The 15,711-nt window shown below is 60.5% G+C and carries 15 protein-coding genes; 12 read left to right on the top strand and 3 right to left on the bottom strand.

The features are described from left to right. The first annotated feature begins 109 nt into the window (after positions 1-109). The 7 genes from apaG (at position 110) to HX851_RS43905 (ending at position 8,225) form a co-directional block, all read left to right on the top strand. Positions 110-490 (top strand): Co2+/Mg2+ efflux facilitator ApaG/CorD, encoded by a 381-nt coding sequence (apaG, locus tag HX851_RS43935; RefSeq protein WP_177063031.1) that lies wholly within the window; start codon positions 110-112, stop codon positions 488-490. Next, positions 490-1,365 (top strand): symmetrical bis(5'-nucleosyl)-tetraphosphatase, encoded by an 876-nt coding sequence (locus HX851_RS43930; protein ID WP_177065446.1) that lies wholly within the window; start codon positions 490-492, stop codon positions 1,363-1,365. The genes apaG and HX851_RS43930 overlap by 1 nt, the downstream gene beginning before the upstream one ends. Positions 1,366-1,400: 35 nt before the next feature. Then, positions 1,401-1,730, top strand: a complete 330-nt coding sequence (glpE, locus tag HX851_RS43925) for a thiosulfate sulfurtransferase GlpE (protein ID WP_177065444.1) — start codon at positions 1,401-1,403, stop codon at positions 1,728-1,730. Positions 1,731-2,030: 300 nt separating this feature from the next. Continuing rightward, positions 2,031-3,953, top strand: a complete 1,923-nt coding sequence (locus HX851_RS43920) for a PrkA family serine protein kinase (protein WP_177063028.1) — start codon at positions 2,031-2,033, stop codon at positions 3,951-3,953. Positions 3,954-4,091: 138 nt separating this feature from the next. Then, positions 4,092-5,363, top strand: a complete 1,272-nt coding sequence (locus HX851_RS43915) for a YeaH/YhbH family protein (protein ID WP_017128690.1) — start codon at positions 4,092-4,094, stop codon at positions 5,361-5,363. Continuing rightward, on the top strand, positions 5,360-6,931 hold the full coding sequence (locus HX851_RS43910; RefSeq protein WP_177063027.1) for a SpoVR family protein: 1,572 nt from the start codon (positions 5,360-5,362) through the stop codon (positions 6,929-6,931). The genes HX851_RS43915 and HX851_RS43910 overlap by 4 nt, the downstream gene beginning before the upstream one ends. 64 nt (positions 6,932-6,995) lie before the next feature. Beyond that, positions 6,996-8,225, top strand: a complete 1,230-nt coding sequence (locus tag HX851_RS43905) for a multifunctional CCA addition/repair protein (protein WP_177065436.1) — start codon at positions 6,996-6,998, stop codon at positions 8,223-8,225. Between the two features lie 121 nt (positions 8,226-8,346). Here HX851_RS43905 and folK read toward each other — a convergent pair whose 3' ends face one another. Both folK and folB read right to left on the bottom strand, forming a co-directional pair. After that, positions 8,347-8,865 carry a 2-amino-4-hydroxy-6-hydroxymethyldihydropteridine diphosphokinase gene (folK, locus tag HX851_RS43900; RefSeq protein ID WP_177065434.1) on the bottom strand — a complete coding sequence of 173 codons (519 nt, stop codon included), beginning with the start codon at positions 8,863-8,865 and terminating at the stop codon, positions 8,347-8,349. Next, positions 8,856-9,209, bottom strand: a complete 354-nt coding sequence (gene folB, locus HX851_RS43895) for a dihydroneopterin aldolase (RefSeq protein WP_177063024.1) — start codon at positions 9,207-9,209, stop codon at positions 8,856-8,858. The genes folK and folB overlap by 10 nt, the downstream gene beginning before the upstream one ends. Before the next feature lie 74 nt (positions 9,210-9,283). Between folB and plsY the strand changes: the two genes are divergently transcribed. After that, the gene (gene plsY / locus HX851_RS43890) at positions 9,284-9,853 is read left to right on the top strand and encodes a glycerol-3-phosphate 1-O-acyltransferase PlsY (RefSeq protein WP_177063023.1); all 570 of its coding nucleotides are present in this window, start codon (positions 9,284-9,286) and stop codon (positions 9,851-9,853) included. A gap of 42 nt (positions 9,854-9,895) precedes the next feature. Here plsY and tsaD read toward each other — a convergent pair whose 3' ends face one another. Continuing rightward, positions 9,896-10,921 (bottom strand): tRNA (adenosine(37)-N6)-threonylcarbamoyltransferase complex transferase subunit TsaD, encoded by a 1,026-nt coding sequence (tsaD, locus tag HX851_RS43885; RefSeq protein WP_177063022.1) that lies wholly within the window; start codon positions 10,919-10,921, stop codon positions 9,896-9,898. Positions 10,922-11,116: 195 nt separating this feature from the next. Between tsaD and rpsU the strand changes: the two genes are divergently transcribed. The 4 genes from rpsU (at position 11,117) to rpoD (ending at position 15,648) form a co-directional block, all read left to right on the top strand. After that, the gene (gene rpsU / locus HX851_RS43880; protein WP_002551877.1) at positions 11,117-11,332 is read left to right on the top strand and encodes a 30S ribosomal protein S21; all 216 of its coding nucleotides are present in this window, start codon (positions 11,117-11,119) and stop codon (positions 11,330-11,332) included. Positions 11,333-11,474: 142 nt separating this feature from the next. Next, on the top strand, positions 11,475-11,669 hold the full coding sequence (locus HX851_RS43875) for a hypothetical protein (protein WP_177063021.1): 195 nt from the start codon (positions 11,475-11,477) through the stop codon (positions 11,667-11,669). A gap of 99 nt (positions 11,670-11,768) precedes the next feature. Continuing rightward, complete coding sequence (gene dnaG, locus HX851_RS43870; RefSeq protein ID WP_177063065.1) at positions 11,769-13,733, top strand: DNA primase; 1,965 nt, start codon at positions 11,769-11,771, stop codon at positions 13,731-13,733. 67 nt (positions 13,734-13,800) lie between these two features. After that, on the top strand, positions 13,801-15,648 hold the full coding sequence (gene rpoD, locus HX851_RS43865; protein ID WP_177063020.1) for an RNA polymerase sigma factor RpoD: 1,848 nt from the start codon (positions 13,801-13,803) through the stop codon (positions 15,646-15,648). Positions 15,649-15,711: the final 63 nt, after the last annotated feature.

Raw genomic sequence — 15,711 nt, 5'->3', positions numbered from 1 at the left:
TCGCGCCCGGGTACGCCGCCGGATTCCATATCTGGCCTACTACCCGGCACTTGACCTAGACTGAGCACCATCAGTCGCGTCTTCCGCTTTTGCTTCCAAGGCCTCTCGCATGCCCGATCCTCGTTACCAGGTCGACGTCAGCGTCGTCACCCGCTTCCTCGCTGAACAATCACAGCCCGAGCAGAACCGCTTCGCCTTTGCCTACACGATTACCGTGCAGAACAACGGCCAACTGCCCGCCCGGCTGCTTTCCCGGCATTGGGTGATCACCGATGGCGACGGTCATGTCGAGGAAGTCCGTGGTGCCGGCGTGGTCGGCCTGCAGCCGCTGATCGAAGCCGGCGATAGCCACACCTACAGCAGCGGCACCGTGATGACGACCAAGGTCGGCAACATGCAGGGCAGCTACCAGATGCTCGCCGAAGACGGCCAGCACTTCGATGCGATCATCGCCCCGTTCCGCCTGGCCGTGCCCGGAGCCCTGCACTGATGGCGGTATACGCCGTCGGCGATCTGCAAGGCTGCCTGGAACCACTCAAATGCCTGCTGGAGCGGGTCAAGTTCGATCCGGCCCAGGATCGCCTGTGGCTGGTGGGCGACCTGGTCAACCGCGGCCCGCAATCCCTGGAAACCCTACGCTTCCTATATGGCATGCGTGAGTCCCTGGTGTGTGTGCTCGGCAACCACGACCTGCACCTGCTGGCTGCCGCACGGAACATCGAACGCCTGAAGAAAAGCGACACCCTGCGCGAGATCCTCGAGGCGCCCGATGGCCCGGACCTGCTCGACTGGCTGCGTCGGCAAAAACTGCTGCACCATGACCCGGAGCGTAATGTGGCCCTGGTTCACGCCGGCATTCCACCGCAGTGGACGCTCAAGAAAGCCCTGAAGCTCGCCGCGGAAGTCGAAGAAGCCCTGCGTGACGACAATCTGTTCGCACCCTTCCTGGATGGCATGTACGGTAACGAGCCGAACAAGTGGGATGGCGACCTGCACGGTGTCGCACGCCTGCGGGTGATCACCAACTACTTCACGCGCATGCGCTTCTGCACCGCCGAAGGTAAGCTTGATCTCAAGGGCAAGGAAGGCGCCGACACGGCACCGGCCGGCTACGCGCCGTGGTTCAGCTATAAGGAACGCAAGACCCAGGGCCTGAAGATCATCTTCGGCCATTGGGCGGCCCTCGAAGGCCAGTGCGACGAGCCGGGGATCTTTGCCCTCGATACCGGCTGCGTCTGGGGCGGAGCAATGACCCTGATGAACGTCGATACCGGTGAACGCCTGAGCTGCAAATGCGACACCCAGGGCGGCGTCGCGCCGCCACCGACCCTGGCCGAGCGATTCCGGGCCTGGCTCTATCGCTAAACTGTACGACCTACTCGCCCCAGACGGAGCCCATGATGAGCGAATTCAAACGCATCCCCCCCGAACAAGCCCAGGCCCTGCGTGAGCAAGGTGCCGTGGTTGTCGACGTCCGCGATCCGCAGGCATTTGCCCAGAACCACATCAGTGGCTCGAGACACCTGGACAATCACTCCCTGCACGACTTCATCGCCAAGGCCGACCTGGACCAGCCCCTGGTGGTGTGCTGCTACCACGGCAATTCCAGCCAGGGTGCAGCGGCCTATCTGGTCAGCCAGGGCTTCTCCAACGTCTATAGCCTGGATGGCGGCTTCGAGCTGTGGCGTGCGACCTTTCCGTCGGAAACCGCCCAAGATATTTCCGAATAATTTTTTTCTTCCGCTCCAGCCCGCGCAAATAGCGGGCTAGAGCGTTTGCTGACGAACGGTCAGGCGCAACTAATTGCGCATCTCACCTTGATCTCCCGGATTCCGAACTATCCTTAAGCCCAGGCCATCCAAATCAGGGGAGAGCCGGTACACCGGCGTACGGGTCATCGGTAGTAATTTTCAAGGCTATCGTCGCCTTGGAGGTGTTCTGGGGGGTAAACAGCAACTGTTCCGTGGTTGCATGCCAGCACTTGACTGACTGATCCGGCACCGGCTCCAAGTATCGAGCGAGGTGACGTCATGAGCATATTCAGCCATTTCCAACAACGCTTCGAATCCACACGGCAAGAAGAACTCACGCTGCAGGAGTATCTCGAGCTGTGCAAAAAGGATCGCAGCGCCTACGCGTCGGCGGCCGAACGGCTGCTACTGGCAATCGGCGAACCCGAACTGCTGGACACGTCCACCAACTCACGGTTGTCGCGCATTTTCTCCAACAAGGTGATCCGTCGCTATCCGGCCTTTGAAGACTTCCACGGGATGGAAGAATGCATCGACCAGATCGTTTCGTATTTCCGCCACGCCGCCCAAGGCCTGGAAGAGAAGAAGCAGATCCTCTACCTGCTCGGTCCCGTCGGCGGCGGCAAGTCGTCCCTGGCCGAGAAACTGAAACAGCTGATCGAGAGAGTCCCCTTCTACGCCATCAAGGGCTCACCGGTCTTCGAGTCGCCACTGGGGTTGTTCAACGCCACGGAAGATGGTGCGATCCTCGAGGAAGACTTCGGCATCCCCCGGCGCTACCTGAACACCATCATGTCCCCCTGGGCCACCAAGCGCCTGGCCGAATTCGGCGGCGACATCAGTCAGTTCCGCGTGGTCAAGCTCTACCCGTCGATCCTCAACCAGATCGGCGTGGCCAAGACCGAACCGGGCGACGAGAACAACCAGGATATCTCCGCCCTCGTGGGCAAGGTCGATATCCGCAAGCTGGAAGAATTCCCGCAGAACGACGCCGATGCCTACAGCTATTCGGGCGCACTGTGCCGGGCCAACCAGGGCCTGATGGAGTTCGTGGAAATGTTCAAGGCACCGATCAAGGTGCTCCATCCGCTGCTGACCGCGACCCAGGAAGGCAACTACAACAGTACCGAAGGCCTCGGCGCCATTCCCTTCACCGGGATCCTGCTGGCCCACTCCAACGAATCGGAATGGCATACCTTCCGTAACAACAAGAACAACGAAGCCTTCATCGACCGGATCTACATCGTCAAGGTCCCGTACTGCCTGCGGGTCAGCGACGAAGTGAAGATCTACGACAAGTTGTTGTTCAACAGCTCCCTGGCCAAGGCCCATTGCGCACCCGACACCCTGAAGATGCTCGCCCAGTTCACCGTGCTCTCGCGCCTCAAGGAGCCGGAAAACTCGAATATCTACTCGAAAATGCGGGTCTACGACGGCGAGAACCTCAAGGATACCGATCCGAAGGCCAAGTCGATCCAGGAATACCGCGACAGCGCGGGCGTCGACGAAGGCATGAACGGCTTGTCGACACGCTTCGCCTTCAAGATCCTGTCGAAAGTGTTCAACTTCGATCCCCATGAAATCGCCGCCAACCCGGTGCACCTGCTGTACGTGCTGGAGCAGCAGATCGAACAGGAACAGTTCCAGGCCGAAACCCGCGAGCGCTACCTGCGCTTCCTCAAGGAATACCTGGCACCACGCTATATCGAGTTCATCGGCAAGGAAATCCAGACCGCGTACCTGGAGTCCTACAGCGAGTACGGCCAGAACATCTTCGATCGTTATGTGCTGTACGCCGATTTCTGGATCCAGGACCAGGAATACCGCGACCCGGAAACCGGCGAAATCCTCAACCGCGTCGCCCTGAACGAAGAGCTGGAGAAAATCGAAAAACCGGCCGGCATCAGCAATCCGAAGGATTTCCGCAACGAGATCGTCAACTTCGTCCTGCGCGCCCGGGCCAACAACAACGGCAAGAATCCGACCTGGCTCAGCTACGAGAAGCTGCGGGTGGTGATCGAGAAGAAAATGTTCTCCAACACCGAGGACCTGCTGCCAGTCATCAGCTTCAACGCCAAGGCAAGCAAGGAAGACCAGCAGAAACACAACGACTTCGTCACACGCATGGTCGAACGCGGCTACACCGACAAACAGGTACGCCTGCTCTCCGAGTGGTACCTGCGGGTCAGGAAGTCGCAGTAAAGGCAGCTGCAAGCGCCAGGCTGCAGGTCGCGGGCACGCTGTCGAACGTGCCCGCGACCGTCGCGGCCGACCGCTTGTCTTTAAGCTTCCAGCCTGCCGCTGGAAGCTTGTAACTTGAAGCTGCCCGGAGGGCTCCTCATGAGCTATGTGATCGACCGACGTCTCAATGGCAAGAACAAGAGCACGGTGAACCGTCAGCGCTTCCTGCGGCGCTATCGTGACCATATCAAAAAGGCGGTCGAGGAAGCCGTGAGCCGCCGCTCCATCACCGACATGGAACACGGCGAGCAGATCAGCATTCCCGGTCGCGATATCGATGAGCCGGTGCTGCACCATGGGCGCGGCGGCAAACAGACCGTGGTTCATCCCGGCAACAAGGAATTCACCAGCGGCGAGCATATCCCCAGGCCACCGGGCGGCGGCGGTGGCCGCGGTCCCGGAAAGGCCGGCAATTCCGGCGAGGGGATGGATGAGTTCGTCTTCCAGATCACCCAGGAAGAATTCCTCGAATTCATGTTCGAAGACCTGGAACTGCCGAACCTGGTCAAACGCAATCTCACCGGCACCGACACCTTCAAGACCGTCCGCGCCGGGATCAGCAACGAGGGTAACCCCTCGCGCATCAATATCATCCGCACCCTGCGCTCGGCCCATGCGCGGCGGATCGCCCTGTCCGGCAGCAGTCGCGCGAAACTCAAGGAAGCCAAGGCCGAACTTGAGCGACTGAGACGTGAAGAACCGGACAATTTCGGCGATATCCAGGAAATCGAGGCGGAAATCGAGAAACTCAGCGCACGCATTCATCGCGTGCCATTCCTCGACACCTTCGACCTGAAATACAACCTGCTGGTCAAGCAACCCAACCCCAGCTCCAAGGCGGTGATGTTCTGCCTGATGGACGTCTCCGGCTCCATGACCCAGGCGACCAAGGACATCGCCAAGCGCTTCTTTATCCTGCTGTACCTGTTTCTCAAGCGGAACTACGACAAGATCGAAGTGGTGTTCATCCGCCATCACACCAGCGCCCGGGAAGTCGATGAGGAGGAGTTCTTCTACTCGCGGGAAACCGGCGGCACCATTGTGTCCAGCGCGCTGAAACTGATGCAGGAGATCATGGCCGAGCGCTATCCGACCAACGAATGGAACATCTATGCGGCCCAGGCCTCCGACGGTGACAACTGGAACGACGACTCACCGATCTGCCGCGACATCCTGATCAACCAGATCATGCCGTTCGTGCAGTACTACACTTACGTAGAGATCACCCCCCGCGAACACCAGGCCCTGTGGTACGAATACGAGCGCATCAGCGAGGCGTTCAGCGATACGTTTGCCCAGCAACAGCTGGTGTCGGCCGGCGATATCTATCCGGTCTTCCGTGAACTCTTCCAGCGCAGGTTAGTGACATGACCGCCAGAGAGCAGAAACAACAGAGGCGCCAACCCATTTCCACCGGTTCGGAATGGACGTTCGAGTTGATCCAGGCCTACGACCGCGAAATCAGCCGTATCGCGGAACGTTATGCCCTGGACACCTATCCCAACCAGATCGAAGTGATCACCGCAGAACAGATGATGGACGCCTACGCCTCGGTGGGCATGCCCCTGGGCTATCACCACTGGTCCTACGGCAAGCACTTCCTCAGCACGGAAAAATCTTACAGCCGCGGCCAGATGGGCCTGGCCTACGAAATCGTGATCAACTCCGATCCCTGCATCGCCTACCTGATGGAAGAAAATACCATCTGTATGCAGGCACTGGTGGTCGCCCACGCCTGCTATGGCCATAACAGCTTCTTCAAGGGCAACTACCTGTTCCGTACCTGGACCGATGCCAGCTCGATCATCGATTACCTAGTCTTTGCCAAGCAGTACATCATGCAATGCGAGGAACGCCATGGCATCGATGCGGTGGAAGACTTGCTCGACTCCTGCCACGCCCTGATGAACTACGGTGTCGACCGCTACAAGCGCCCCTACCCGATCTCCGCGGAAGAGGAGCGGCGGCGGCAGAAGGATCGCGAAGAACACCTGCAGAAGCAGATCAACGACCTGTGGCGCACCATTCCCAAGGGCGCGGACAAGTTCAGCGACAAGGACAACGCGCGCTTCCCCGCCGAACCCCAGGAGAACATCCTTTACTTCATCGAAAAACACGCGCCATTACTGGAGCCTTGGCAACGGGAAATCGTCCGGATCGTGCGCAAGATCGCCCAGTATTTCTACCCGCAGCGCCAGACCCAGGTGATGAACGAAGGCTGGGCGACGTTCTGGCACTACACCCTGATGAACGATCTCTACGACGAGGGATTGGTCACCGAGGGCTTCATGATGGAGTTCCTCACCTCCCACACCAGCGTGGTCTTCCAGCCCGGCTTCGACAGCCCCTACTACAGCGGTATCAACCCCTACGCCCTGGGCTTCGCCATGTATCGGGATATCCGGCGGATGTGCGAGGAGCCGACGGAGGAGGATCGCCGCTGGTTCCCGGAACTGGCCGGGAGCGACTGGTTGTCCAGCATCAAGTTCGCCATGAGCAGCTTCAAGGACGAGAGTTTTATCCTGCAGTACCTGTCACCCAAGGTGATCCGTGACCTCAAGCTGTTCAGCATCCTCGATGACGATCAGCGCGACGACCTGCTGGTCCCGGCCATCCACGACGAAGGCGGCTACCGGACCATTCGTGAAACCCTGGCCGCGCAATACAACCTCGGCAACCGCGAACCCAACGTGCAGATCTGGAGCATCGACCGTCGTGGCGATCGCTCGCTGACCTTGCGCCATCAACAGCATGACCGCAAACCCCTGGGCGACTCGACCGAGGAGGTGCTCAAGCATCTGCACCGCCTCTGGGGTTTCGACATCCACCTGGAAACCCTGCAGGGCGACCAGATCATGAAGACCCACCACGTACCGCCCAGAGGCGAGCACAGCGAGGGTGACTACGGTCGACTGGACCTGGCCGTCATTCACCTTTGAGCACATGCGATGCCTCCGTTGGCCGGACACACAGGTTATCCTGTCGCGCTAACGGAGGTTTTTCATGCAGATCTATAAAGTCGGCGGCGCGGTTCGTGATCGCCTGCTGGGCCAGCCCGTCACCGATATCGACTGGGTCGTGGTCGGCGCAACCACTGAAGACATGCTCGCCAAGGGCTTTCGCCCGGTCGGAGCCGACTTCCCGGTCTTTCTTCACCCCAAGAGCGGCGAGGAATACGCCCTGGCCCGCACCGAACGCAAAAGCGGACGTGGCTACGGCGGCTTTACCTTCCACGCCAGCCCCGAGGTTACCCTCGAAGAAGACCTGATCCGCCGCGACCTGACGATCAACGCCATGGCCGAGGACAATCACGGCAAATTGACCGACCCCTATCACGGCCAGCAGGATCTTCAAGCCCGCGTACTGCGCCATGTTTCCCCCGCGTTCGCCGAAGATCCGCTACGAGTCCTGCGCGTAGCCCGCTTTGCCGCGCGCTACGCAGGCCTGGGTTTCAAGGTTGCAGCGCAAACCCTCGCCCTGATGCGCCAACTGGCTGAATCGGGCGAACTGGAAGCCCTGACACCCGAGCGCAGCTGGAAGGAAATCTCCCGCGCCCTGATGGAAGACCAACCCCAGGTATTTATCCAGGTGCTGCGCGAGTGCGGTGCATTGGCGGTCCTGTTTCCCGAAGTCGATGCCCTGTTCGGCGTTCCGCAACCCGCGGCCCACCACCCCGAGATCGACAGCGGCATCCACACCCTGAGCGTACTGGAACAGGCCGCCCGCCACCGGCAGCCACTGACCGTGCGTTGGGCCTGTTTGCTGCATGACCTGGGCAAAGGCCTTACACCCGAGAGCGAATGGCCAAGGCACATTGCTCACGAGTTCAAGGGATTGAAACTGATCAAGGCCGTCAATGAACGCTACAAGGTGCCGCGCGACTGCCAGGAACTGGCCTTGCTGGTGGGCGAATATCATACCCACGGCCATCGCGCCCTGGAGTTGAAACCATCAACATTGCTGGAACTGCTGCAGAGCTTCGATGTGTATCGCCGCCCACAACGTTTCGAGGAGTTTATCGCCGCCTGCGAGATGGACGCCCGGGGTCGCCAGGGCCTGGAAGAGCGGGATTATCCACAGGCCGCCTATCTGCGCGGCGCAGCGCTTGCGGCCAAGGCGGTAGCCGTCCAGCCACTGCTGGAAAAGGGGTTCAAGGGACCGGAACTGGGTGAAGCGCTCAAGCGTGAGCGCTTGAAGGCCATCAAGGCCTACAAGGAAAAAATCATTGGTTGAAACACGCACCTTGTAGGAGCCGGCTTGCCGGCAATGAGGCCAGAAAGTCTTGCATCGATCTTGCGGACGTCATCGCCGGCAAGCCGGCTCCTACAATAACCGCGTAAGCCGTGACACAGACCTACAACAGATCCGAGGAGGTCAACTGGAGACCACGCCACTCGAAAGCAACCGGCGCCAGTACCTGATCGATACTCGCTTCCTGCCATAACGCCGCAAAGCTCTTGCCCACTTCAGGGTGCAGCTTTGCCGGCGCGATCAACGACAATGGCCACAAGACGAAGGCATTTTTCAGAATTTCCGCACGGGGCAGAATCAGCCCATCGAAATTTCCCACCTGCTCGCCATACAGCAATACGTCGATGTCCAGCGGCAACCCCTTGCGCTCCGGCGCGTAGCGACCGTTGTCCGCCTCGATGAACTTCAACCGACGATCCAGCTCCAGCAACGGCAAGTCGGTGATTGCCGACACCACCAGATTGAAGAACGGTCCGCTCTTGATCCCCACCGGCTGGCTTTCGAACACCGCCGAGCAACGAATATCCAGCAGGAAACCGGCCAGCGCATCCAAGCCAGCGCGCAAATGGGTTTCGCGCTCGATATTGCTGCCGAGCCCGAGGTAAACCTGAGTTAGCGACATCCGCGCTCGATCTCCACGCCCACGCCCCTGGCGGCCGCGACGGCACCCGGCTTGGTCAGTTTGAGGTGCAACCAGGGAATCTGGAACTCGCTCATCAGTACTTCAGCCAGGCGTTCGGCGAAGGTTTCCACCAACTGGAACTGCGATTGCTCGGCAAAGGCCTGGATACGCGCCGATACGCTCGCATAGTCGAGCGCCAGGGTCAGGTCGTCACCCGCGGCGGCCGGACGGTTGTCCCAGGCGAAACTGAGGTCAAGACGCAGGCATTGCTTGATGCCGCGCTCCCAGTCATAGGCACCGATCACGGTGTCGACTTCCAGGCCCTCGATAAACACTCTGTCCAAGCGCTCTTCTCCACAGCACGACAAGGGCGCAATGCGCCGTTAGAATCAGGGCGTCCTCGCCCGGAATAGTTAGCATGTTTTGGTTACTGGCGATCCTCGCCTACCTGCTCGGCTCTCTGTCCTTCGCCATTTTGCTCAGCCGCCTCACGGGAAATCCCGATCCGCGAATGAGTGGCTCGGGCAATGCCGGCGCGACCAACATGCTGCGCCTGGCCGGCAAGAAGCTGGCGATCCTGACCCTGCTCGGCGATCTGCTCAAGGGCCTGCTGCCCGTGCTGATCGCCGGATTCGCCGGGTTGTCACTGCAACAACAGGCCTGGGTCGGACTCTGCGCCGTCCTCGGCCATCTGTTCCCGCTGTACTTCCGCTTTCGCGGCGGCAAAGGCGTCGCGACGGCCGCCGGCATGCTGTTGGGGCTTTACCCGCCTGCCGCCCTGCTGGCCATCGCCGCCTGGATCCTGACCTTCTACCTCACCCGCACCAGCTCGCTCGCCGCCTTGATCGCCACCCCGCTGACCCTGCCGCTACTGGCCTGGCAGGAACCGGCGGCGCTGTTGCCGATGAGCGTGCTGACCGGCCTGATCGTCTGGCGCCACCGTGGCAATCTACGCGACCTCTTTGCCGGTCGCGAACGACATTTCTGATCGACAGCGTGAAAATGCTTCAAGCAACCCGCCGGCCAGCCGTCAGAGGGGTGACAACTGCTCCATCGGCCAGCGCGCCTGCACGCTGATCGCCAGGCTTTCCTGTTGCCCGGCCTGTAGCCGCTGGCAACCGGCAAAGGCGATCATCGCGCCGTTATCGGTACAGAACTCGGGACGGGCGTAAAACACATTGCCCTTCATTTCACCGAGCATTTTCTCCAGCGACGCCCGCAACGCCTTGTTGGCGCTGACACCACCAGCGATCACCAGGCGCTTCATGCCCGTCTGCTTCAACGCCCGCTTGCACTTGATGGTCAAAGTCTCCACCACTGCCTGCTGGAAGGCCAGCGAGATGTCGCAACGGGTTTGCTCACCGTCGTCCCCAGTGCTGACACACTGCTGCCAGGTGTTGAGCGCGAAGGTTTTCAGGCCGCTGAAGCTGAACGCCAGGCCCGGCCGGTCGCACATCGGCCGAGGAAAGACGAAACGCCCGGACACGCCCTGCTCCGCCAGGCGGGCAATTTCCGGCCCACCCGGGTAATTGAGGCCGATCATCTTCGCCGTCTTGTCGAAGGCCTCGCCCGCGGCATCGTCCAGGCTCTCGCCCAGCAACTCGTATTGACCGATGCCATCCACCCGAACCAGCTGCGTATGACCGCCCGAGACCAGCAAAGCGACGAACGGGAACTCCGGTGGCTGCGCTTCCAGCATCGGCGCCAGCAAATGACCTTCCATGTGGTGCACGCCCAGCGCCGGTATGCCCCAGGCAAAAGCCAGTGCCTGGGCGCACGAAGCCCCGACCAGCAAGGCTCCGACCAGGCCCGGGCCGGCGGTATAGGCGATCGCGTCGATCTCGGTCGGCACGCGATCGGCCTCGGCCAGCACCTGGCGAATCAACGGCAGCATGCGCTTGACGTGATCGCGGGAGGCCAGCTCCGGCACCACGCCACCATAGGCCCGATGCAGGTCGATCTGACTGAACAGCGCATCGGCCAGCAGCCCGCGTTCACTGTCGTACAGCGCGACACCGGTTTCGTCGCAGGAAGTTTCCAATCCCAGTACTAGCATGGGTTTACGCCCTGAGGCTGAATTCGAAGGCGCGCATAATAGTCGCCACTCCGGGCCCCGACCAGCGGTTTTCGATCAGAGGCTTTGCATTCCTGCCGTTGAGGGGTTAACATCCGCAACCCTTAAAAACCGACGATCTCCAGTGCGCTTTTGCCTGAGGACGTTGACCCCGGTAATGAATGAAGGTAGCTCTGGATGCCAGCCGTCAAAGTTAAAGAGAACGAACCCTTCGACGTAGCTCTGCGTCGTTTCAAGCGCTCCTGCGAAAAAGCCGGTGTTCTGGCTGAAGTTCGTAGCCGCGAATTTTACGAGAAGCCGACTTCCGAGCGTAAGCGCAAAGCAGCAGCTGCTGTTAAGCGTCACGCCAAGAAAGTTCAGCGCGAACAGCGCCGCGCCGTTCGTCTGTACTAATACACAGACGTTCGCTGCAAGCTTCTGCCAAGCCCGGCCCTCAGCCGGGCTAATGGCATTTGCGGATATCGCTTGATGCTTCACCGTCAAAGCCGCCGATGCGACCCAGACGAACCCGCTTCACCACGTCAGAACTGGCTTCTTGCCAGTGGTGCGCGTCTTTACTGACGAGCCTGCCAAGGCTACCGACGAGCACACCCTTTCCAGCTTGCGGCATTGCGCGGTCACCTTGACCTCCGGCGCGCCCGACAGCGACAGTTATAAATCGAAACCTGAAAGGCTGATTGAAATTAAGGTCAGCGAGTTTTCGGCAGATACACTTCCCGACGATGATTGAGCAGACGACGAACGATCGAGCAGCGCACGTGGCTGCACGCCCCGACGACGTCCAGCCCCTTTCGGGATCTCCTTGCAGCGCAGCAAAGACGAGAACGCCATGGCCGGGTTGATTCCCCAGAGCTTCATTGACGACCTTCTGAACCGCACCGACATCGTCGACGTGGTCAGTTCGCGCGTGCAAATGAAAAAAGCCGGGAAGAACTACACTGCCTGCTGCCCGTTCCACAAGGAAAAGACCCCGTCCTTCAGCGTCAGTCCGGACAAGCAGTTCTACTACTGCTTTGGCTGCGGCGCGGGCGGCAACGCCCTCGGCTTCATCATGGACCACGACAACCTGGACTTCCCCCAGGCCGTCGAGGAACTGGCGAAAGCCGCCGGCATGGAGATTCCCCGCGAGGAAAGCGGCCGGCCGCACAAGCCGCGACAACCGACCGACTCGCCGCTCTACCCGCTGCTGACCGCGGCCGCCGATTTTTATCGCCAGTCGCTGAAAAGCCACCCGGCACGCAAAGCCGCCGTGGACTACCTCAAGGGTCGCGGCCTGACGGGCGAAATCGCCCGCGACTTCGGCCTGGGCTTTGCCCCGCCGGGCTGGGACAACCTGTTCAAGCACCTGTCCAGCGACACGCTGCAGCAGAAAGCCATGATCGATGCCGGCCTGTTGATCGAGAACGCCGAGACCGGCAAACGCTATGACCGCTTCCGTGATCGCGTGATGTTTCCGATCCGCGACAGCCGCGGCCGCATCATCGCCTTCGGCGGCCGGGTGCTGGGCGACGACAAGCCCAAGTACCTGAACTCACCGGAAACCCCGGTGTTTCACAAGGGCCAGGAGCTCTACGGCCTGTTCGAGGCCCGCAAGAACAACCGCAACCTCGACGAGATCATCGTCGTCGAGGGCTACATGGACGTCATCGCCCTGGCCCAGCAAGGCCTGCGCAACGCCGTGGCAACGCTCGGCACCGCGACCAGCGAAGACCACATGAAGAAGCTGTTCCGCATCGTACCCAACGTGCTGTTCTGCTTTGACGGCGACCAGGCCGGCCGCAACGCCGCCTGGCGCGCCCTCGAAGCGACCCTGACCAGCCTGCAGGACGGACGGCGCGCACGCTTCCTGTTCCTGCCCGAAGGCGAAGACCCGGACACCCTGGTCCGCGCCGAAGGCACCGACGCCTTCCGCGCCCGGATCAATCAGCACGCGCAGCCGCTGGCGGACTATTTCTTCCAACAGTTGACCGAAGAAGCCGATCCGCGCTCGCTCGAAGGCAAGGCCCATATGGCCACCCTCGCCGCGCCACTGATCGACAAGATTCCCGGCGCCAACCTGAAGATCCTGATGCGCCAGCGCCTCACGGAAATCACCGGCCTGACCAGTGAAACCGTCAGCCAGCTCGCCCACAGCACCCCGATGGACGCCCCGCCACCGGCCTATGATCCCGGTATCGACTACGATGCCATACCGGACTATTCGGATTACCACCAGCCGCAGGAAGCCTATGCGCCCCAGCAGGAATGGACCCCGAAGAAACCCGGCGCCGGCGGCAAGAAGTGGGACAAGAAGCCCTGGGACAAGAACGGCAAGCGTGGCGGCGATCGTGACCAGCCACGTGCCCCGAGAGTCCCGGCCGCCGTCGAACCACCGACCCTGACCGCCTTGCGGACTCTGGTCCACCATCCGCAACTGGCCGAGAAGGTCGAGACCGCTGGTCACTTCGCGGATGAAGACAACACCAATACACAGCTTCTGGTGGCCTTGCTCGAAGCCGTGCAAAAGAATCCTAAGCTAAGCTCATTTCAGTTGATCTCACGTTGGCACGGCACCGAACAGGGCCGATTGCTGACCCGCCTGGCGGAAAAGGAGTGGCTGATCGAGGGAGAAAACCTTGAACAACAGTTTTTCGACACCATAACTAGCTTGTCAGCCCGCCAGCGCGAGCGAAAGCTGGAACAACTTCTCAGGAAATCGCGACAAAGCGAGTTGAGCGCCGAAGAGAAATCTTTGCTGCTTGACCTGCTAAAACGCAATCTTCCTGCATCAAACCCGACCTCAACTGGCGCGTGAGGTCATAGCTCGGGTATAATCCTCGGCTTGTTTTTTGCCCGCCAAGACCTTCAGTGGATAGGGTGTTATGTCCGGAAAAGCGCAACAGCAGTCTCGCCTCAAAGAGTTGATCAGCCGTGGTCGTGAGCAGGGTTACCTGACTTACGCGGAGGTCAACGACCACCTGCCGGAGGATATTTCAGATCCGGAACAGGTGGAAGACATCATCCGCATGATCAACGACATGGGGATCAACGTATTCGAGAGTGCTCCGGATGCGGATGCCCTTTTGTTGGCCGAAGCCGATACCGACGAAGCAGCCGCCGAAGAAGCAGCTGCAGCGTTGGCGGCCGTGGAAACCGACATTGGTCGCACTACCGACCCAGTGCGCATGTACATGCGCGAAATGGGTACGGTGGAGCTGCTCACACGTGAAGGCGAAATCGAAATCGCCAAGCGTATCGAAGAGGGCATCCGTGAAGTGATGGGCGCAATCGCGCACTTCCCTGGCACGGTTGAACACATCCTCTCCGAGTACACTCGCGTCACCACCGAAGGTGGCCGCCTGTCCGACGTCCTCAGTGGTTATATCGACCCGGACGACGGCATTGCGCCGCCTGCTGCCGAAGTTCCACCGCCCATCGATGCCAAGGCCGCGAAAGCGGACGATGACAGCGACGACGATGAAGCCGAGTCCAGTGACGACGAAGAAGAAGCCGAAAGCGGTCCGGATCCGATCATCGCCGCACAGCGCTTTGGCGCCGTGGCCGATCAGATGGAGATCACCCGCAAGGCCCTGAAAAAGCACGGTCGCAACAACAAGGCGGCGATTGCCGAACTGTTGGCCCTGGCCGAGCTGTTCATGCCGATCAAACTGGTACCGAAGCAATTCGAAGGCCTGGTCGAGCGTGTTCGCGGTGCCCTGGATCGCCTGCGTCAGCAAGAGCGCGCCATCATGCAGTTGTGCGTGCGTGATGCCCGCATGCCGCGTGCCGATTTCCTGCGCCAGTTCCCGGGCAACGAAATCGACGAAAGCTGGACCGATGCCCTGGCCAAGGGCAAGAGCAAGTACGCCGAAGCCATCGGCCGCCTGCAGCCGGATATCGTCCGTTGCCAGCAGAAGCTGACCGCGCTCGAGGCCGAAACCGGCCTGACGATTGCCGAGATCAAGGACATCAACCGTCGCATGTCGATCGGTGAGGCCAAGGCCCGCCGCGCGAAGAAAGAGATGGTTGAAGCCAACTTGCGTCTGGTGATCTCCATCGCCAAGAAGTACACCAACCGTGGCCTGCAGTTCCTCGACCTGATCCAGGAAGGCAACATCGGCTTGATGAAAGCGGTGGACAAGTTCGAATACCGTCGCGGCTACAAGTTCTCGACCTATGCCACCTGGTGGATCCGTCAGGCGATCACTCGCTCGATCGCCGACCAGGCCCGCACCATCCGTATTCCGGTGCACATGATCGAGACGATCAACAAGCTCAACCGTATTTCCCGGCAGATGTTGCAGGAAATGGGTCGTGAACCGACTCCGGAAGAGCTGGGCGAACGCATGGAAATGCCTGAGGACAAGATCCGCAAGGTATTGAAGATCGCCAAGGAGCCGATCTCCATGGAGACCCCGATCGGTGATGACGAAGACTCCCATCTGGGTGACTTCATCGAAGACTCGACCATGCAGTCGCCAATCGATGTCGCCACCGTTGAGAGCCTTAAAGAAGCGACCCGCGAAGTGCTCTCCGGCCTCACTGCCCGTGAAGCCAAGGTCCTGCGCATGCGCTTCGGCATCGACATGAATACCGACCACACCCTCGAGGAAGTCGGCAAGCAGTTCGATGTCACCCGCGAGCGGATTCGTCAGATCGAAGCCAAGGCGCTGCGCAAGCTGCGCCACCCGACGAGAAGCGAGCATCTGCGCTCCTTCCTCGACGAGTAACACCATAACCCCCGGCCCGCCGGGGGTTTTGCTTTCTGCACAGCGACAAAAGCGTCCCTCCCT

Source organism: Pseudomonas gingeri (genome assembly GCF_013385635.1).
Taxonomy (GTDB): domain Bacteria; phylum Pseudomonadota; class Gammaproteobacteria; order Pseudomonadales; family Pseudomonadaceae; genus Aquipseudomonas; species Aquipseudomonas gingeri_A.
The sequence above is the reverse complement of the archived record's forward strand: the minus strand, read 5'-3'. Positions and strand labels throughout refer to the sequence as shown.